Origin of the sequence: Pantoea sp. SM3 (assembly GCF_000963995.1) — a bacterium.
In the GTDB taxonomy this organism is placed as follows: Bacteria; Pseudomonadota; Gammaproteobacteria; order Enterobacterales; family Enterobacteriaceae; genus Pantoea; species Pantoea rwandensis_B.
On record NZ_JZRD01000008.1, the window covers coordinates 163,129 to 181,371 of the forward strand.

18 protein-coding genes are annotated in these 18,243 nt (G+C 53.4%); 2 read left to right on the forward strand and 16 right to left on the reverse strand.

What is annotated here, in order from left to right:
* Positions 1-2: 2 nt before the first annotated feature.
* The 4 genes from VI01_RS05455 to VI01_RS05470 all read right to left on the reverse strand — a co-directional run bounded on the left by VI01_RS05455 (position 3) and on the right by VI01_RS05470 (position 4,383).
* The gene (locus VI01_RS05455) at positions 3-1,346 is read right to left on the reverse strand and encodes an enolase C-terminal domain-like protein (RefSeq protein WP_045814279.1); all 1,344 of its coding nucleotides are present in this window, start codon (positions 1,344-1,346) and stop codon (positions 3-5) included.
* The gene (locus VI01_RS05460) at positions 1,324-2,679 is read right to left on the reverse strand and encodes an MFS transporter (RefSeq protein ID WP_045814280.1); all 1,356 of its coding nucleotides are present in this window, start codon (positions 2,677-2,679) and stop codon (positions 1,324-1,326) included. The genes VI01_RS05455 and VI01_RS05460 overlap by 23 nt, the downstream gene beginning before the upstream one ends.
* Before the next feature lie 197 nt (positions 2,680-2,876).
* On the reverse strand, positions 2,877-4,109 hold the full coding sequence (locus VI01_RS05465) for a type II toxin-antitoxin system HipA family toxin (RefSeq protein WP_045814281.1): 1,233 nt from the start codon (positions 4,107-4,109) through the stop codon (positions 2,877-2,879).
* Positions 4,102-4,383 (reverse strand): helix-turn-helix domain-containing protein, encoded by a 282-nt coding sequence (locus VI01_RS05470; RefSeq protein WP_369801859.1) that lies wholly within the window; start codon positions 4,381-4,383, stop codon positions 4,102-4,104. The genes VI01_RS05465 and VI01_RS05470 overlap by 8 nt, the downstream gene beginning before the upstream one ends.
* A 111-nt stretch (positions 4,384-4,494) precedes the next feature.
* On the opposite strand from VI01_RS05470, the gene VI01_RS05475 reads away from it, so the two are divergent.
* Positions 4,495-5,532 carry an NADP-dependent oxidoreductase gene (locus VI01_RS05475; protein ID WP_045814283.1) on the forward strand — a complete coding sequence of 346 codons (1,038 nt, stop codon included), beginning with the start codon at positions 4,495-4,497 and terminating at the stop codon, positions 5,530-5,532.
* Positions 5,533-5,579: 47 nt separating this feature from the next.
* Here the strand turns inward: VI01_RS05475 and VI01_RS25325 are convergent, their stop codons facing one another.
* Positions 5,580-5,729, reverse strand: coding sequence for a hypothetical protein (locus tag VI01_RS25325; RefSeq protein ID WP_156149334.1), 150 nt, complete (start codon positions 5,727-5,729; stop codon positions 5,580-5,582).
* Positions 5,730-5,837: 108 nt separating this feature from the next.
* Positions 5,838-6,719 carry a 23S rRNA pseudouridine(2604) synthase RluF gene (gene rluF / locus VI01_RS05480; RefSeq protein WP_045814284.1) on the reverse strand — a complete coding sequence of 294 codons (882 nt, stop codon included), beginning with the start codon at positions 6,717-6,719 and terminating at the stop codon, positions 5,838-5,840.
* 190 nt (positions 6,720-6,909) lie between these two features.
* Here rluF and VI01_RS05485 point away from each other — a divergent pair, with 190 nt between their 5' ends.
* A complete protein-coding gene (locus VI01_RS05485) occupies positions 6,910-7,656 on the forward strand; it encodes an HPP family protein (RefSeq protein ID WP_045814381.1) in 747 nt (248 codons plus the stop codon).
* Positions 7,657-7,691: 35 nt separating this feature from the next.
* Here the strand turns inward: VI01_RS05485 and VI01_RS05490 are convergent, their stop codons facing one another.
* From VI01_RS05490 to VI01_RS05535, 10 genes are all read right to left on the reverse strand, one after another.
* Entirely contained in the window at positions 7,692-8,603 is a 912-nt protein-coding gene (locus VI01_RS05490; protein WP_156149335.1) for a metallophosphoesterase, read from the reverse strand.
* Between the two features lie 12 nt (positions 8,604-8,615).
* On the reverse strand, positions 8,616-9,434 hold the full coding sequence (locus VI01_RS05495; RefSeq protein WP_045814286.1) for a carbohydrate ABC transporter permease: 819 nt from the start codon (positions 9,432-9,434) through the stop codon (positions 8,616-8,618).
* Entirely contained in the window at positions 9,431-10,342 is a 912-nt protein-coding gene (locus VI01_RS05500; RefSeq protein ID WP_045814287.1) for a carbohydrate ABC transporter permease, read from the reverse strand. The genes VI01_RS05495 and VI01_RS05500 overlap by 4 nt, the downstream gene beginning before the upstream one ends.
* A gap of 10 nt (positions 10,343-10,352) precedes the next feature.
* On the reverse strand, positions 10,353-11,630 hold the full coding sequence (locus VI01_RS05505) for an ABC transporter substrate-binding protein (RefSeq protein WP_045814288.1): 1,278 nt from the start codon (positions 11,628-11,630) through the stop codon (positions 10,353-10,355).
* 27 nt (positions 11,631-11,657) lie between these two features.
* A complete protein-coding gene (locus VI01_RS05510; protein ID WP_045814289.1) occupies positions 11,658-12,761 on the reverse strand; it encodes an ABC transporter ATP-binding protein in 1,104 nt (367 codons plus the stop codon).
* A gap of 214 nt (positions 12,762-12,975) precedes the next feature.
* Entirely contained in the window at positions 12,976-13,941 is a 966-nt protein-coding gene (locus VI01_RS05515) for a sugar-binding transcriptional regulator (RefSeq protein ID WP_038647033.1), read from the reverse strand.
* 107 nt (positions 13,942-14,048) lie between these two features.
* The gene (locus VI01_RS05520; protein WP_034823572.1) at positions 14,049-14,906 is read right to left on the reverse strand and encodes a phosphogluconate dehydrogenase C-terminal domain-containing protein; all 858 of its coding nucleotides are present in this window, start codon (positions 14,904-14,906) and stop codon (positions 14,049-14,051) included.
* Positions 14,903-15,721, reverse strand: coding sequence for a sugar phosphate isomerase/epimerase (locus VI01_RS05525; RefSeq protein ID WP_045814290.1), 819 nt, complete (start codon positions 15,719-15,721; stop codon positions 14,903-14,905). The genes VI01_RS05520 and VI01_RS05525 overlap by 4 nt, the downstream gene beginning before the upstream one ends.
* Positions 15,721-16,494, reverse strand: coding sequence for a triose-phosphate isomerase family protein (locus VI01_RS05530; protein ID WP_045814291.1), 774 nt, complete (start codon positions 16,492-16,494; stop codon positions 15,721-15,723). The genes VI01_RS05525 and VI01_RS05530 overlap by 1 nt, the downstream gene beginning before the upstream one ends.
* 2 nt (positions 16,495-16,496) lie before the next feature.
* Positions 16,497-18,242 (reverse strand): dihydroxyacetone kinase family protein, encoded by a 1,746-nt coding sequence (locus tag VI01_RS05535; RefSeq protein ID WP_045814292.1) that lies wholly within the window; start codon positions 18,240-18,242, stop codon positions 16,497-16,499.
* Position 18,243: the final 1 nt, after the last annotated feature.

Sequence of the window (18,243 nt, forward strand, 5' to 3'; positions counted from 1 at the left end):
CCTCAGCGAACCAGAGCCGGACGTTTTGCGTCAAAACGCCAGTTATCAATCAAAAACTGCATGCCAAGTGCATCGTTGCGGTTCTTATCAGGCAGTGCGTTGTAGAGTGCGTGCGCCTGTTCGACGCGCTCCATATTCAGTTCAATGCCCAATCCTGGGCCTGGCGGCAGCTCCAGGTAGCCATCACGGATTTGCGGTGGCTGGTGGCTGAGTTGCTGGCCATCTTGCCATATCCAGTGTGTATCGAAGGCGGTCTGACGATCGCCAGGCGCTGCGGCACCAAGATGGGCCACCATCGCCAGGGAAACATCAAAGTGATTATTGGAATGGCAACCGGTAGTGAGGCCCCATTCGTTACACAGTTGTGCGACGACGTTAGCGTTGCGCATCGTCCAGAAATGGGGATCGGCAAGCGGGATGTCGATGGCGTTGAGCTGCAGAGCATGCTGCAACTGCCGCCAGTCATTGGCGATCATATTGGTCGCCACCGGCACGCCAGTGGCGCGACGGAACTCGGCCAGCGTTTCACGCCCGGAATACCCCTGCTCTGCGCCACAAGGATCTTCCAGATACGGCACTTTGCCTGCCAACTGCTTACCAAAGCGAATCGCTTCATCCAGCGACCAACTGGCATTCGGGTCCACGGTGACGCGAGATTGTGGATACCGCGCCAGCAAGGCCTCCACGGTTTCGACTTCCTGCTCGCCATGCAGGACGCCGCCCTTTAGCTTGAAGTCACGAAAGCCGTATTGTTCTACTGCGGCCTCTGCGAGCCGCACCACTGCTGCACTGTTCATTGCCGGTTGATGACGTAACCGGAACCAGCCATCCGCTTCGTCATCTCCCGAACGGTAGCGCATATCCGTGCGTTGACGGTCGGCGATATAAAACAGATAGCCCAACACCGGAATGCGCTCCCGCTGTTTACCGCTGGCGAGCAGTTCTGCCACGGGCAGATCGAGGAATTTACCCTGCAGATCGAGCAACGCTGCCTCAATGGCCGCTGCCGCGTTGTAAAACTTCTCTGGATTCATCTGCGGAATATGAATGTCGTTGGTGTGCGAAGTCTGCTGCTGCCGCGTGTCGCTGGCAAAGAGTTGACTGAGCGTGGCGTTAGCGCGCATCAGCGAGCTGCCAATGATCAGAGGGCGAAACTGTTCCAGCAGTTGCAACGTTGAAGCGTGGCACGGTGTTTCCCCCACGCCGCTGTTGCCCGCTGAATCAGTCAATAGCACCAGAATACGGGTGAAGTAGCAGTTATGCGCCCCGCCGATGTTCAGCAGCATGCTGTCGTATCCGGCAACCGGAACGATGCGCATTGATTTAATGACTGGTGTGTCGGACATGGTTTCTCTCCGTGTGACCGAATGCAGGGGGAACAGGTTTACGACGCAGCAGCAGCCAGACACCGGTGATAACCGACACGCTGGTCAGCGCATACAGTCCACCGGTGGTGCTGCCGGTATGAAGTTCAAGATAGCCAAACACGGTGGGGGCAAAGAAACCGCCGAGGTTACCGATAGAGTTGATCAGGGCAATGCCGGGCGCGGCGATTGAAGCAGGTAATTCGCTTTGCGGCATCGGCCAGAAAAAGGCCGCGCTGACTTTCGAGCCAATACAGGCAACTATCATCGCGACAAACCCAAACCAGGGTGTCCCGGTGGTCGCCATAAAGGTGCCGCACGCGGCAATCAGCATGGCAATGCCCAGCCCTTTGTCCAGCTTATCGCGATAGCGATCGGTGGTTTTACCCAGCAGGAATAAGGCAACAATGGCACATAACCAGGGAACGGCGGTCAGCAAACCAATCTCAAAACTGTTGTAACCCTGAATGCGCTGGATAATTTGCGGTAGCCAGAACACCAGGGTGTAACCGGTCATGGTCATGGTGAAAAAAATCAGGCAATAGAACAGCAAGCTGCGATCGCGCAATAAACCCCAGCGGCCATACTCTTTAGCATGTACGTCACGTGCTGCGTCTTCTAACGCTAACTGTGCTTGCAGCGCACGTTGCTCTGCTGGGTTAAGCCATTTGGCATCCTGAGGTTTCGAGACCAGTACCAGCGCGGCCAGCAAACCAATCACAATGGATCCCCCTCCTTCCAGGAACATCACCCATTTCCAACCGGCAAGCCCATTCACTTCATGCAGCAGCAGAATCGCGCCGGTCAGCGGACCGGAAAACAAGAAGGCGCTAGCGGTGGCACTCAACACCATCGCGGTGGCACGACCTCGCCATGCGTTAGGCACCCACTGGCGGAAATAGAACAGCACGCCAGGAAAGAACCCGGCTTCTGCCACGCCTAATAAAAATCGCAGTACGTAGAAGTGCAGCGGTGTGCTCACAAAACCGGTTAACACCACCACGATGCCCCAGGTGATCATGATGCGCGTCAGCCACACGCGTGCCCCAAGCTTTTTTAACATCATGTTGCTGGGGACTTCGAACAGCGCGTAGCCAATAAAGAACAGGCCGGCGCCCAGACCAAATGCAGCAGCACTGATACCCGCATCAGTTTGTAATTCAGCTTTGACGAATCCGATGTTGGCTCGGTCGATCTGGTTAACAATCAGCATCAGCGCCAGCATTGGAATAATACGGTGGAAAAACTTAGCGATTGCGGAAGCGATATGCGCGTCGTGATCTGCTGCTAAATCATAAGATTGTTGAACCGTCATGCGTCACCTATTGGGTTAATAGCATCGCTATAGGTATACGCAGTCGATTAAAGAGCGGTTATGTGAGAATGCCCGAGACCGTTTGTGCAAATGTTGAAGGGAGTTTTATGTTCAATGCGTTAGCGGTTTTCCCAGCGTAAAGTTTTGTCTGGGTTTGTGCGCTGGCTCACTGGGGAGACATATTCCTCCCAACGCTATCAAAGTAACGAGTCAGTTTTTCGTTTTTTAGGTCGTTTGACGTCAGTGGTTAAAAATACATCGTTAGTCGCCACGCTGCGAGTCAGAGAATGGGCGATGGAATCCCTGAGTTCAGGGAAATCATCGAAAATCGGGTTATTATTTATTTGGTCACTGATGACATCTGCGAATTGTTCAATGACATCAGCAGGCTTGATGATTTTAAGTTCACGCGCAAATTTCAGTAAAGCATCTCGATTGGGGAATGATTTGCTTTTGTTTAATTTAAGCGCCAGTTCTTTGTCTGTTGTTGGGTAAATATCTGTATTGACCACGTCATAGAGTGGGGACAACTTGGGTGATCCATTATTTTCACTGGCATACAGTAATGAAAAGTTCTTTAAATGCGCGTCGCCATTTCCTACCATGCAGCTAAAGAGGACGTAGCGCCAATACAACTCAACCTGGGACTGATCGCGCGTAAACAAACTCACAATTTTCCCACCGGTTTCATAAGAACCACTGTATTTATGGTCTGATGTTTTCCCCGATAGCACACAGAAATCCTCCATAGCCAGACGACTATCATGCTGAATATCAAAGCGTTCCATAATAAAAAGTTCTTTATTATCAGAAAGCCAAAAATCGGCAACTGGCAAGCCACAAAGCTTCGCGAGCGACATACAAATAAATTCATTTTCGGCTAATCGTGGATACTCCTCATCACCCGTTTTCGCTATAAGATTGGGGTACAAAACGGTGCCGCGATTCTCAGTACTGATCATCACTTTAGGTTGCACACCCGAAATGGAGGTTTGTAGTAGGTATTTATTCAGCAAATATTGAAAAGCACTTTCTTTATGATCCCAGCGCAGCAAATCGTCCAGTTTTTCGGGTGAAGGCCGGGGGAAATCGATCTCACTTTTATACGATAATGCGCCAATTCCAGTATCCTGCTGTAATGCGAGAAAAAGCATATCACTCACGCTCCCCACATAACGGCGTAAACGTTCAGCGATATGGTAGCGAACATAACCTTCAGGTATGTTCATCTCGAAAATATTAAACAATCGACTCCCGTTATAGCTGATGCGATTGTCCGCCAACATGGTTAGCGATACGGGGCGCGCCCTTTCAGAAAAATAACTGAAGTTATAACTCCCCCGTTCATGCAGCAATCTGCCGCTGTATTGCCCTCCGCTAAACACGTCAATGTAACGGAGCGGTTTTGCCAGTTGGTTAAAATCAGTCATCGTTAAACAGCGCCTCCAGTTCATCCAGTTGCGGTATGCCCGCTGACTGCACGGAAAGTTTTAATTCCAGCGCATTGAGATACAACGTCAATACTTTGAGCGACCCTGAATAAAAGCCGTTCTCAATCTGTGAAATCACTGTGCGGTGCACACCTGAATGTAAGGCTGCGGTGGCTTGCGTCCACCTTTTCGCTTTACGTTTTTCCTGGCACTTTATGCCGATATCTTGCATGCCGGGCAGCATACGCCTCCAGACGTTGTTATATAGCAACATTCATATGAAAAAGACCTAATTGTTATTATATAGCAACATTTTAAGATTGCGACAAACTTTTAAACAGCTTTCAACTACACTTGCCTGATTCAATTGAGTAAAGAGGTTTACATGACGCAATCACCTGACAGCAATCAAGCGTGGCTACTGGCATCGCGCCCGGATGGCGAACCGGTTAAAGAGAATTTTCAGCTTGTTGAACAACCTATTCCCTCCATTAAAACGGGTGAAATGCTGCTCCGCACGGTTTACCTCTCACTGGATCCTTATATGCGAGGACGCATGGATGACAGTAAATCCTATGCGCCTCCGGCAGAACTCAATCAGCCGATGGTCGGTGGTACCGTCTCCCAGGTGGTGGAATCGCAACATCCCGATTTTAAAACCGGGGATTGGGTGCTGGCTGGCAGCGGCTGGCAACGTTATGCCGTCTCGGATGGCAGCGGCGTGGCGAAAATCGGCGATCTGCCCCACCCATCCTGGGCGCTGGGTATTCTGGGGATGCCCGGCTTCACCGCTTACATGGGGCTGATGGATATTGGGCAGCCAAAAGCGGGCGAAACCCTGGTGGTCGCCGCCGCGACGGGCCCGGTGGGTGCCACGGTCGGACAACTGGGTAAGCTAAAAGGCTGTCATGTGGTTGGCGTTGCCGGTGGTGAAGAGAAATGCCGCTACGCGATTGAAAAACTCGGGTTCTCTGCCTGTCTCGATCACCATCGCGAGGATTTTGCTGAACAGTTAGCGAATGCCTGCCCGGACGGGATTGACATCTATTTCGAGAACGTTGGCGGCAAAGTGTTTGATGCCGTATTCCCGCTGTTGAACACCGCCGCACGCGTACCGGTTTGTGGGCTGGTCTCAACCTATAACAGTGGCAAAACCCTTCCCGCTGGCCCTGACCGTACGCCACAAATCCTGAGTGGGATATTGAAGCGCCGAATCCGTATGCAGGGATTTATTATCTTCCAGGATTACGGTGATCGATATCCGGAATTCCTGCAGGCGATGACGCCGTTGGTCGAACAGCAGAAAATACATTATCGCGAGCACATGATTGATGGATTGGAAAACGCACCGCAGGCGTTCTTCGATATGCTGAAGGGCAAAAACTTTGGTAAGACCGTGGTCAAAGTGGCTGAAGAAGAGTGATGGGGGCCGGTTATTCTGAACATTCAATAACCGGCTTAATAGCGGCGCTATCGCTGTTTGGCCTGCGGCAACAAGAGTTCCGTCAAAATTTTATGACGCTGCGTTTTGGTCAGCCATAACATGCGTGGAACCCATGCCGGACGCGGCTGAGTTACATAGAGATGCTGCATTTCATATAACCAGTTTGCGTTGTTCATTGTTCCCTCCTTTGTTAAGAAAAGTATGGAGGGATAAACACGGAACAAATAGTGAGCAGATTATAAAATTTGTTCCGGGTTTAATCAGTGATGGCGAAACAATGGCGATTAGCGCCCTTTCTTTTTCCGGCCAGGCTGTGTGAAACGCTGACGTCCTGCGGGTTTAGCTGCGGATTTCTCAGGAATCTTTGCACCGTTCGATGCGACTTTTTTCGCCGTTGTTGCCGGTTTCTTTTTCGCCTGGCTTTGCTGCGTTTTTTGGTCTTCGGATGAAGAATCCTCGATCAAGTTAAACAACTCAATCAATTCGTCATCGGTTAAATCACGCCATTCGCCCAGTGGGATGCCTTTCAGGCTGACATTCATGATGCGGGTACGTTCAAGCTTTGTGACTTCGAAGCCAAAATGCTTGGTCATTCGGCGAATCTGGCGGTTTAGCCCCTGAACCAGGATGATACGAAACACAAAGGTCGACTCTTTCTTCACTTTGCATTTTTTGGTCACGGTACCCAGCATCGGCACACCCGCCGCCATTCCGGCGATAAACTCGTCGGTGATCGGCTTATCCACGGTCACCACATACTCTTTCTCGTGGTTGTTACCGGCGCGCAGGATCTTATTGACCAGGTCACCGTGGTTGGTGAGGAAAATCAGACCTTGTGAGTCTTTATCCAGACGGCCGATCGGGAACACGCGTTTACTGTGGTTAACAAAATCACCGATGTTATCGCGCTCACCCTCTTCCATCGTGGTAATAATGCCCACAGGCTTGTTGAGCGCAATCAGCACTAAATCTTCTTCGTTACGCGGCTCGATCAACTGCCCATTCACTTTCACTTCATCCCCGGCAAAGACCTGTGCGCCAACGGTCGCGCGCTTGCCGTTAATAAAAACGTTGCCTTGTTCGATGTAACGATCGGCATCACGTCGTGAGCAGATTCCGCTCTCGCTAATGTATTTGTTCAGGCGCGTGGATGAGTTGGGCAGCATGGTTCCTCCGAAAAAAAACGGACTATACAACAACCTTAGACGTTGTGTAAGACACGGTTAAACATCATTGTTCCAGCTTGCACCCTCATCACCGTTTGGTAACAGCACACTAACATTGTGGTTGTTCCTCAGGAATCGATCAGCGACAATCGCCATCCATCGTGTTTTCTTATGACAGAGTATGACCTTCATGACACACCTGCGTCGCGCCAGCTGGATAACATCGCTGCGGACTTTCCTTGCCCGTCTTTGGCCGCATCCGTTGCCGGTCGCCAAAAAGCAGAGAGTGATGGCCAGCATCGGTGCGGGCCTCGGCCTGATGATCACCAGCCTGACCAGCCATTGGCTGCTTGGTGAGGTCAACTTATGGTTTGTGGCACCGATGGGGGCGTCTGCAGTGCTGCTTTTCGGCTTACCCAATAGCCCGTTGGCGCAGCCCTGGTCAATTGTTGGCGGGAATCTGGTCGCAGGCGTGATAGGCGTGACAACCGCGATGTATGTGCCCTATCCCGCCGTCGCGTGCGGCATTGCGGCTTGTCTGGCGATTGCCGTGATGTTTCAGCTGCGCTGCTTGCATCCTCCTAGCGGTGCGGTGGCGCTGACAGCGATTCTGGGCGGCGGTGGCGTTCAGCAACTGGGATATCAGTTTATTCTCTCCCCCGTGCTGCTGAATTCCGTGTGTCTTGCTGTACTGGCAATCATTTTTAATAATCTTGCGGGTCGCCGCTACCCGCACCCGCTGGCTGCAAACGAACCTAAAACGAATTCAGTGGCGCTTGAAATGCCAATCACTCGCGATGATCTGCATCAGGCACTGGAGAACGGCCAGCTTCTCGACATTGACGAGGATGATTTGCAGCAGTTGTTACAGCGCGCTGAAGAGATTGCACGTCGTCGGCAACAGTTACCGCCACAGCCCCTGAAGCGCGCCAGTTAAATCGCAGGCGATATGAGCCTCGCCTGCTGACCGCATTAACACTGACCTCGGCTAATCTCCCCACCGAAGCCGTGAATCCTTACACCATTATCATCCACTTCGACCACCGCAAAGGGCACTTCGCTTGAACCATCAAGCATGCCCTTCATGGTATAAAACCCTGTTTGACCGATGTATGCAGTGTTGCCGCGGTGGTCATGTCCTGAAAAGCAAAATTGTATGTTGTAACTAGATAGAAGGTCCACCAGCACACTGGCGTTCATCAGTATATGCGTGGTGGGAGGCGCCAGCGGGTAATGACCAAACACTCCCACTTTCTCACCCCGTTGCTGAGCTTCAATCAATTGCTGTTCAATCCAGTTCAGCTGCTGCTGCCCTACGGCACCGTTCCATGGCTGAGCCTGCGGCTGTCGCTGCGCCTTTAATTCCGCCAGCAGGTTCTCCGCCTGGTAGTAGTCGTCACCATTCTGCGCATTGCAGTACAAACTGACATCGTTACCGTCATAAACGATGAACCGCCACCCCGCTAAACGAAACGCGTAATAACTTTTGGGGAGTGCCGCACGATTATTCAGATGTTGAGCGAGGGTTTGCGCATCATGGTTACCCAACACCACCGCATGCGGATGCACTAACTGGTCATACAGCGGCAGAATGGCGGCATAGCTGGCCCAATCGCGGTCAACCAAATCCCCCAGCGTGACAACAAAATCCAGCGGCTGCTGATTCAGGGCTTCAATTGCCTGCGGTAACTTATCAAGTGCATGACGGTAGTAGAGGTTATTATCGATATCAGCTTCGACATCGGCATACTGCGGGTCAGCAATCACACCAAAACGCAGCACGTTATCCCTCATCGCAGGACGTAAATCAGGCAAAGCATAAAGCTCGGCCACATCGCCGAGGAGTTCTCGCTGCAAGGATGTCAATGGATGCGGATGAGTCACGGAAAACACTCCTTAGCGAATACCAGCACGCATGAACGACTGAATAAACTGGCGCTGGAAAATCAGGAACAGCACCAGTAACGGCAAGGTGGTCATCAAGGTAGCGGCACCAATGAGCGCCCACTGTACGCCCTGCTCTGGCGCCGAGAACAATTGCAATCCGACGGTAAGCGGTCTTACGTTGACGGAATCGGTAATCACCAGCGGCCACAGGAAATCATTCCAGTGGAAGCTAATCGACACCAGGGCAAAAGCGATGTAGATCGGCCGGGCAAGCGGGATGTATATCTTACGTAAGATATAAAAACGGCTGGCGCCCTCGACAATAGCGGCCTCTTCCAGCACCAGCGGGATGCTTTTAAACGTCTGACGCAGCAGAAAAATGGCAAAAGCAGAGGCGAAATACGGCAATGCTATCCCCGTTAAGGTATCGCGCAGACCAAACGCACCGATGGTTTTGTAATTGTTCAAAATCAAAACATCCGGGCTAATCATCAATTGCAGCAGGATCAGCGCGAAGATAACCCCTGAGAATTTCATTTTGAAACGCACCAGCGCATAGGCCGCCATGGTCGCTAAAATCAACTGCACCACCACAATCATCAGCACCAGCAACGTGGTATTGAGGAAGTAGCGGGCAAAAGGCGCGGCATGCCAGGCCTTGATAAAATTATCGAAGGTCAGCGGCGAGAAAAGCGAAAAACTGGCCTGATCGGATGCGGGATGGATCGCCACCCACAGTGCCACCAGAATCGGCAGCAGCCACAGCAGCGCTGCCAGCCAGATGGTAAGATTGAGGCACCAGCCACCCAACGAGTTCGTCTTATTCATTGATAATGGGCTCGCTTGTCCAGCAACGTAAATTTGATCAGCGCAATCGCCGCGAGGATCACCAATAACACCACGGTCATGGCCGCAGCAGCAGGCATATCCCAGAAACTGAATGCGGTGCGATAGATATAGAACAACAGCAGACTACTACTGTTGCTGGGGCCTCCGTTGGTCATGGCAATCACCTGATCGACAATGCGGAAGGCGTTCATCGAAGCATTGATCAACACAAATAGCGTCGTTGGCATCAACAGTGGCCATTGCACACGACGGAAAAAGTAGCCGCGTGAAGCCCCTTCAATCGCTGCCGCTTCATTGAGGCGGGGATCGATCTGCTGCAAGGCAGCCAGATAGAAGATCATAAAGAAGCCCGCTTCACGCCAGACAGAAACCGCCATCAGACAATAGAGGGATGTGCCCGGCTCACCGAGCCAGTTCACAGCAGGCAGCGAGAACAGCGCCAGCAACTTATTCAACAGCCCCAGCTGCGGAGTGTAGAAAAACAGCCACAGATTGGCGATGGCAATCATGGGGAGCAATGATGGGATAAAAAAGGCCGCGCGGACCAGCGAATTCGCTGCCAATCGTCGGTTCACGGCCAGCGCCATCATCAAAGCCAGCGTGACGGCCAGTGGAATGGTGATCAGTGCATATAACACGTTGTTCCAGAGCGATTGGATGAAAATATCGTCATCCAACAACGCCATGTAATTATCCAGCCCAACAAAGTGGGCCGGATGATTATTACGGGAAGCGCTGAACAGACTCTCCCAGATCGTCGCCACCGCGGGATAATGCGTAAACAGCAGTAAAAAATTCAGTGCTGGCAAAATCAGCAGGTAACCATAAAGCTGCGTCGACCAGAATGCGGGACGACGCTGCGGCGTACTGGCAATTATCGTGCTCATAGCGCTTCCGTTACTGGTAGGACTTTAACAGGCGATCCGCTTGCTTCTGCGCACCCTCAAGCGCTTCTGCCGGGGTTTTTGCCTGGGTCACCGCAGCTTCGACAGCATGGTTCAACGCATCCTGAATCTGTACGCTGTTGTAGGTCGAGAGTTCTGGCTGGGCATACTTCAACTGCTCACGGGCGACCAGCGCCTGAGGGACCTCTTTCACGTAGTCTTTCATCACCGTGGTATCCCATGCCGCTGGAGACGTAGCCACATAGCCGGTCGCGATACTCCAGCGCGCGGCCTGCTCCGGTGACGTCACCCAACGGATAAATTCCATCGCGGCTTTTTGCTGCTCCGGTGAAGCATTTTTGAAGACATAGAGGTTACCGCCGCCCGTTGGGCTGCCACGCTGAGTCTTCTCTGGCAGCATTGCCACACCAAACGGGAATTTGGCGTTATCGCGCACGTTGGTCAGGTTACCGGTGGTGGTCACCATCATGGCGGTTTTACCGCTGATAAAGTCCTGTGGTGTGGTACCCCATGCGATGGCGCCTTTCGGTGACACTTCTTCTTTCTGCCCAAGGTCGGTCAGCCATTGCAGTGTCTCAACGTTACCTGGCGTGTTGAAATGCACAGCCGTGCCTTTACCGTTATCCAGACGGCCGCCATTGGTGGCAGACAATCCCTGGAAGTTCCAGTAGCCGTTAGGCGTTGACGGAATCTCAATCCCCCACTGGCTGACACCATTGGCATCTTTGATGGTCAGTTTTTTACTGAACTCGACCACTTGCTGCCAGTTAGCCGGCGGCGTGTCGCCATTCAGCCCCGCTTTTTCGAATGCTTGTTTATTCCAGTACATCACCACCGTAGAACGCTGGAACGGTACACCCCACACTTTGCCGTCAATGTGACGCAGGAAGGCAGGATAAAAGCCGTCGATCCATTTTTTGCCTTCATCACCTGTTGCCAGATCGCTGGCGGCGACAATCGCGCCCGCATCAATCAGGGAATAAGCCTCAATGTCACCAATGACCGCCAGCTGCGGTGCATTGCCACCACGGAACGCCGTCAGGGCTTTGGTGACCGTTGTCGCATAATCACCGGTGTACACCGGCTGAAGGCTCACTTCCGGATGCACTTTTTCGAAATCAGCCACCAGCGCGTCAACGGTGTGGCTGACTTTGCCACCGACCGCGATCGGATAGTACATCTGCAATTTAACCGGATCGGCGGCAAAAGCGGAAACCGTAGTACAGAGCAGTAAAGCAGAGGCCAGGCGTGAGTAACGAATCGCAGACATGATTATCCCTTGGGCGAAAAACAACGGTTAAACAGCGTATTTTTTCTGTGAAACAAACATCTGTTGCTCGGCAGACAAACAGCGCTTGCCGGTTGTGGTGGAGAACAGATATTGACGGGTTGCGGACCACTGCAAGCCGACCTGGCTGTCCTCGGCAAAATGCTGCATGCCGGGCACTTTCACGGTGATGGCATCGGCCAGGCCCGCGAGTTGGCACACCAGCAAGGTATCAGCACCCATGTATTCGTAGCTGATTGCCCGGGCTTTAAGCGCCGCATGTTCAGGTGAAATCAGCTGAATATCTTCCGCTCGTAAACCGAGACTCAATGCCACCTCATCGCAATGCTCAACCACCGGCGCCTGTAAGTGGCTCAGGTAATGACGGTTCTCTTTGTTGTGCAACGGCAGGATATTCATGGGTGGCGCGCCGATAAACTGCGCGGCAAAAACCGTGGCGGGGTTGTTATAGAGATCGTTCGGTGTGCCTTGCTGCTCGATATGACCGTCATTCAGCAAAATAATACTGTCCGCCATGCTCATCGCTTCGGTCTGATCGTGCGTGACATACAGCATGGTGAGCCCCAGTTTCTTCTGTAAGGCACGAATCTCACGTCGCATGCTTTGGCGCAGTTTGGCATCAAGGTTGGACAGCGGTTCATCCATCAAACACAGGTTGTTATTCGCGATAACCGCCCTTCCCAACGCCACACGTTGCTGTTGGCCCCCCGAGAGCTGAGATGGCAGGCGATCGAGCAACTTATCCAGTTCCATCAGCTTGCTGACGTCATCCAGTCGGCTCGCAAATGTCTGCTTGTCTTCCCCACGCGCTTTTAAGCCAAACAGCAAATTCTCGCGGACATTCAGATGTGGAAAAAGCGCATAGGATTGAAAAACCATCGAGAGTTTGCGCTGCGAGGGTGGCAAATGGGTGATATCAGCGTGTTTAAAGTGGATCTCGCCGCGATCGGCGGTTTCCAGCCCGGCAATGGTGCGCAGTAGTGTGGATTTTCCACAGCCTGATGGCCCAAGCAGCGCAACAAAGCTCCCTTCTGCGGCATCAAAGGTAATGTCATTGAGGGCAATTTTTTCCCCCCAGGCTTTAGTGATGTGATGTAGCGAAAGGTGGCTCATGCATCCGCAGTCCTGAAAACAGAATGGCGGTAAGCTAGCTCAGGGAAATGAAGGATTTATGTTGCTGGGGTGACGGTTGGGTGACTGAAATAAATCTCAGATAACATGACAGTAAAGGAGTGTTAGCTGAGAATGGGCGTAATAGTTTGCGCAGTAAGAAAATTGGAGGGTGATAAAAGAGCGACACCGCGTGGTGCCGCCATGAAATAATACCCTACTGCGACATACTCAAAATCGTCCGAATATTTTGTGCTGTCGTCGCCACAATATCGATGGCCCCCGTGCGCAATGCACCGAGAATGGCCATGGCTTTGGTATTTTCTGAAGCAATAGCGATCACGCAGGGGATCTTACGTAACTCTTCGATGCTGAGGCCAATGACACGGTCATTCATCACCGTATCCACGTGTTGCCCCTGGGCATTGAAGAAGTCGTAACCCGCAACATCCCCGGTGACGCCCTGATTCACGTGCGCATCAATGATCTCATGCGGCGTAAACCAGCCGAGTTTCACCATATAGCTGTTTTCATTCATATCACCGATGCCCACTATCGCCACATCGGCCTTACGCGCCCGGTCCAGCGTCTCTTTGATGGTGCCGTTTTGCATAAAGGCGTCACGGAGTGCGCGGTTCTCAACATAGGCCGGGGCATACAGGGTTTCGCTGATACCGCCAAACTTCTTAGCCAGACGACGGCTGATATGATCGGCGTTAATCGCATCACCGGGACGATGTGTCCCACCGATACCACTGATAAACAGACAATTACGCGTCGGCACCTGACCGGGATAATCGGCAACAGCGGCGACGTTGCGCCCTTGACCCACAGCGACAATCGCATTGTCTTTTAATGATTGCGCAAGATGGGCTGAAACTAACGCCGCCACCTGACGACGCTGCTCTTCATCGTCCGGCGAATCCAGGGCAATCAGCGCACGTTGTAGTTGCGGGAAACGGCTTTGCAGTTGTTGTTCAAGGCGCGTACTGAACACCGGATGGTAGCGCACATTAATTTCGACGATGCCCTCTTCACGCGCACGTTTGAGCAGTCGGCCAACTTTAATGCGGGATATCCCAAACTTACGCGCAATCTCCTCCTGGGTGATTTCGTCCTGATAATAGGCCACCGCAATTTCTGTCAGCAGCTCGGAGTCCTGAGAGAGCGTGTTTTTTTCCATCCGTTACCTGTCTTGTATCGTGACACCTGATTTAAGGAAGGAGTTATATCATTGATACGACTCGCTTCGCCAGACAGCAGCAAGGCGAGTCGCAGGTTGCATCACGCTTAACGCTTAATGGCGTCGATTTTCAGCATGCGGGCAATGACGATATCCAGCTCTTTCTGATCGAAGATCTGCTTCCAGTCTGGCTTAACAATCTTCTCGCGACCGTATTCCATGGCGATCATGCAGGCATCAGAGAATGGGTTGGTGGCGCGGAAGGCCACGGCCAGTGCGATCTGAATATGACCATACAGCATCGCTTTGGCGGCTTCTTCCGGCACGCCGCTGTGCTTGACGGTCTCATCCAGCGCTTCTTTCATAAAAGCACCCACCATGCAGGCTACGGTTTCCACCAGCGTTGGCTCCAGATAGGCCAGCTGCGTCACTGTGACCCAATGCACTTCCTCTACCGGACCGTACATCACGCTGATGACTTTGCTCAGTTCGGCTTTCTGCGCATCTGAGCCGGTTTCATACGAAGCCGCGACGTGCTGTACAGCCGCGATGCCACCGAAGGCATCCGCGTGCTCTTCTTTGGTGTAGCGCTCCAGGAACACTGATGGATGGCAAGGGTGCGCCACCGCATATTCGATGCCGTCACGATGCGCGATCAGGTTTGCGTAGGCCGCAGCCGGGTCCAGCGTCAGCAGGATCGCACCGGCCTTCATCTGCGGCACCACGCCCTCAGACACTTTGCCCAGAACGATATCCGGTACGGCCAGAATCACTACGTCACTGACCGGCACAACGGAAGCAGCATCAGACAACTCACGGCCTTGCGCCGTCACTTGTTCCTGCGCCTTCGGTGAGTTCTCAACGTAAAACACCTGGTAATCGCTTTTCTGGAAGTTGGCAGAAATGCGCATACCCATTTTGCCGCCTGCGCCAATTACAGTGATGGTTTTCAATGCATTGCTCATTTGTATAACTCCTGATCTTGTTTACTACGTAAGAATTCAACGGTGCGGCGCGTCCATTCGGCTTCGCGCTCGCAGGTCAGCACGGCATCGTCCTGCCACGGCAACCAGTGTTCAACGATTTGATTAATCTCTCTTTCTGCCGGGCGCACACTGGCGATCATCCGGTCATAGTCCAGCAGGCCCTCGCCCATCAGGCAGCCGGCAAAGGTAAAGCCGACCCAGCCATCACGACGCGTAAAAGCAAAATCTTTGATGTGCAGGTTACCGACGCGCGCCGCCGTATTGGCGATCACCTGTTCAGGCAATTCCAGCCCTGCTACGCAGTTAGCGGGATCGAGACACACACATAACCACGGCGAGAGGAACTTATTGATCACCGACATCATCGCGCCGCTGTTGACCTGCTCATACGTCTCCAGACACAGACGTACCTGCTGGCGAGCGAAATCAGGCAGCACCGCAGCAATCAATTCTGCGGCTTCATCCAGTGAAGGACGGTGATCGGCGGTGTAGAACATTGAACGCACGACATGGGCATCGAGAATATTCGCCATATGCAGATAGCGGCGCAGGTGCGCAGTGCCTAAGCCACGTGTGCCTAGCTCCAGCGTAATTCCCAGCTTGTCGGCCAGTTGGCGAAGGTCCTGCAACTGCTCATCTGACCAACTTTCAATCGCCGGATAATCACAAATCTGGAATACCGAGATATCCAGTTCAGCGGTCTGCTGCAGCATCTGCTCCAGCGACAGCGGGTTGGGCACTTTGCTGGACATGCGCCAGAAAAAGGCATAAGTACTGAGTCCGATACGGCTCATTAACGGATCTCCTTCGCCAGCACGCTGGCCTCTTCAATGATTTGCGCCAGTGCATTCGGGTCGTGGGCAAAACGGCCCAGGAACAGACCATGAACGTCAGTCCCCAGACGCTGAATCAACCCCGGCCCGGCGCTGCCACCATAAATAATTTTCAAGGTGATACCCTCCGGCGTTTTCAGCTGTTGCAGGCCTGAACAGACCGCGCGGATATAGCTATCCGGTGCAGGTTGTGGCGCACCAATCGCCCACTGCGGCTCATAGGCAAAAAACACCTCGCCTTTTAGACCTTGTTGCACTGCATCAGCCAATGCCTCCGCCAGTTGCTGTTCGCACAGTGCGATAGCCTGATCCGGCCCGGCCTGCTGCTCTTCGCCGATACACAGCACCGGTGTTAATCCGTGTCGCAATGACATCGCCACTTTGGCAGCAATCTGCGCTTTGTCTTCATGGAAGTGGCGACGACGCTCAGCGTGACCGATTTCGGCCAGTGAGCAACCGAGTTCCTGCAACAGGCTGGCGCTGACCTCACCGGTCCAGGCGCCGTTCTCAGCCTGACACACATCCTGGCCGCCAAAGCGCACCGGTGTTTTTGCGAAAATGTCAGCCACAGCGGGAATAGCCGGATAAGCGGGCAGTACAAACAACCCAACATCACCGTTTTTCACCGCCGGCAACTGTGCCAATCCGGCGACTTTGCGGCACCAGTCCAGTGTCTGCTGGTAACCGAAATACATTTTCAGGCTGACGCCAAGCCAGATTTTGGGCTGAGACATCATTACGCTCCTTGCTGAGAGGCTTTGTGTTCTTTTAGCAGATCGCCAACGGTATTGACGATCATCGCCAGTGAAATCGCACCCGCATCTGGCGTACCGACACTTTTCTCGGCTAGCGGACGCGCACGACCCATTTTCGGCACCAGCTGAGCGGTGTCTTGTGCGGCCATATCGGCCACCTGCGCCGCCGCCAACCAGGCATCGGTCAGTGAAGCACCCTCTGCGATTGCAGCGTTAAGGCTGTCGCTAAACGGCACCAACACATCGACCATGGTTTTGTCGCCTACCTTCGCTTTGCCAAAGTGCATAATGCCCTCTTTGGCTTCACGTACGCCGGTTGCGACGCGTTGCGCATTCGGTGACTGCTGATCGCCAATGGCCGTCCCCAGCGCCGTGAGTGCGACGCCCCACAGTGCACCCGATGTGCCCCCGGCTTTATCTGCCCAGGCATCCGCAGCACGGCACAACAGGCTGCCTGCCCCTGCGCCGCGCGTCGCCACTTCACGCGCTTTCTCTACCGCGCCCAGCACACCACGTTCCATACCGATACCATGGTCACCGTCACCGGCCACGGCATCGATATCGCCTAATTTTTCCGCGTTACGCTGTAACAAATCTGCCACTGATTCCAGGATATGTAACACGCGCTGTGCGCTCTGCTGTGACTCTGCAGAAGCCTGTGGCAGTGCTTCTTCCGTGCTCTCTTCACGCTCTTCTGCACTCAACGGTTCCGCGATTAACACGCTACCTTTGCGATAGGCGGGTGCGTTTGCTGGGGCACACCACAGCGTCTCCAGCTCATCATCCAACCACATCAGCGTCAGCGATGCGCCCGCCATATTAAAGCTGGTGACAAACTCGCCGACATCCGGCTGAACCACCTGCAATCCTGTGGCGGCCAGCAGCTGTGCCACGCGGCGATACACCACGAACAACTCTTCATACTTTACGGAACCCAAACCATTGAGGATCACCGCAACGCGCTGCCCCTCAATCTGCCTGACGTCGGAAGGCACTTCGCTCAGCAGACGTTCAACAAACAGCTCGGCCAGTTCGTCGGCACTGGGCACATCGGTTTCACTGATGCCCGGCTCACCGTGGATGCCGAGCCCCAGCGCCATGCGCCCTTTTTCAACTTCAAACAGTGGATGGGTGGCACCCGGCAAGGTACATCCGCCAAATGCCACACCGAAAGTCCGCGTACGATCGTTAGCATGCTGTGACTTCTTAAGCACGGTGGCTAAATCATCGCCCGCTTCCGCCGCTGCACACGCCGCTTTAAACACACATAAATCACCCGCCACACCACGGCGCTTGGCCCGTTCGTCTTTACTGGCGCTGGAGATATCATCCGTCACAGCCAGAATTTCACAGGCAATGCCCTCGGCACGCAGGCGTTCGCAAGCCTGGCCGAAGTGCAGTACATCGCCCGCATAGTTTCCGAACATCAGCAACACGCCCGCGCCGTTATGCGCCGCTCTGGCCACGTTGTAGATCTGCTGAGCAGACGGCGAAGCAAACAGGTTCCCCATGGCTGCGCCGTGTGCCAGACCTTGTCCAACCAACCCGGCGAAGGCCGGATAATGACCGGAACCGCCGCCCACAATCACCGCAACCGTATTAGGTTGGCTGCGCGTGCTGCGCACCACACCACCGGTGACCTGACGAACTTTATCGGCGTTGGCGGCGACAAAGCCTTCAATGAGTTCAGCAGCAAAGGCTGAAGGTTGGTTAAACAGGTACGTCATT

Coding starts and splice junctions, on each gene's coding strand:
- VI01_RS05455 (WP_045814279.1), bottom strand. CDS start 1,346: ATGTCCGACACACCAGTCATTAAATCAATGCGCATCGTTCCGGTTGCC.
- VI01_RS05485 (WP_045814381.1), top strand. CDS start 6,910: ATGACACACCTGCGTCGCGCCAGCTGGATAACATCGCTGCGGACTTTC.
- VI01_RS05465 (WP_045814281.1), bottom strand. CDS start 4,109: ATGACTGATTTTAACCAACTGGCAAAACCGCTCCGTTACATTGACGTG.
- VI01_RS05515 (WP_038647033.1), bottom strand. CDS start 13,941: ATGGAAAAAAACACGCTCTCTCAGGACTCCGAGCTGCTGACAGAAATT.
- VI01_RS05510 (WP_045814289.1), bottom strand. CDS start 12,761: ATGAGCCACCTTTCGCTACATCACATCACTAAAGCCTGGGGGGAAAAA.
- VI01_RS05520 (WP_034823572.1), bottom strand. CDS start 14,906: ATGAGCAATGCATTGAAAACCATCACTGTAATTGGCGCAGGCGGCAAA.
- VI01_RS05460 (WP_045814280.1), bottom strand. CDS start 2,679: ATGACGGTTCAACAATCTTATGATTTAGCAGCAGATCACGACGCGCAT.
- VI01_RS05495 (WP_045814286.1), bottom strand. CDS start 9,434: ATGAATAAGACGAACTCGTTGGGTGGCTGGTGCCTCAATCTTACCATC.
- rluF (WP_045814284.1), bottom strand. CDS start 6,719: ATGCTGCCCAACTCATCCACGCGCCTGAACAAATACATTAGCGAGAGC.
- VI01_RS05530 (WP_045814291.1), bottom strand. CDS start 16,494: ATGTCTCAGCCCAAAATCTGGCTTGGCGTCAGCCTGAAAATGTATTTC.
- VI01_RS25325 (WP_156149334.1), bottom strand. CDS start 5,729: ATGAACAACGCAAACTGGTTATATGAAATGCAGCATCTCTATGTAACT.
- VI01_RS05500 (WP_045814287.1), bottom strand. CDS start 10,342: ATGAGCACGATAATTGCCAGTACGCCGCAGCGTCGTCCCGCATTCTGG.
- VI01_RS05535 (WP_045814292.1), bottom strand. CDS start 18,242: ATGACGTACCTGTTTAACCAACCTTCAGCCTTTGCTGCTGAACTCATT.
- VI01_RS05525 (WP_045814290.1), bottom strand. CDS start 15,721: ATGAGCCGTATCGGACTCAGTACTTATGCCTTTTTCTGGCGCATGTCC.
- VI01_RS05470 (WP_369801859.1), bottom strand. CDS start 4,383: ATGTTGCTATATAACAACGTCTGGAGGCGTATGCTGCCCGGCATGCAA.
- VI01_RS05505 (WP_045814288.1), bottom strand. CDS start 11,630: ATGTCTGCGATTCGTTACTCACGCCTGGCCTCTGCTTTACTGCTCTGT.
- VI01_RS05475 (WP_045814283.1), top strand. CDS start 4,495: ATGACGCAATCACCTGACAGCAATCAAGCGTGGCTACTGGCATCGCGC.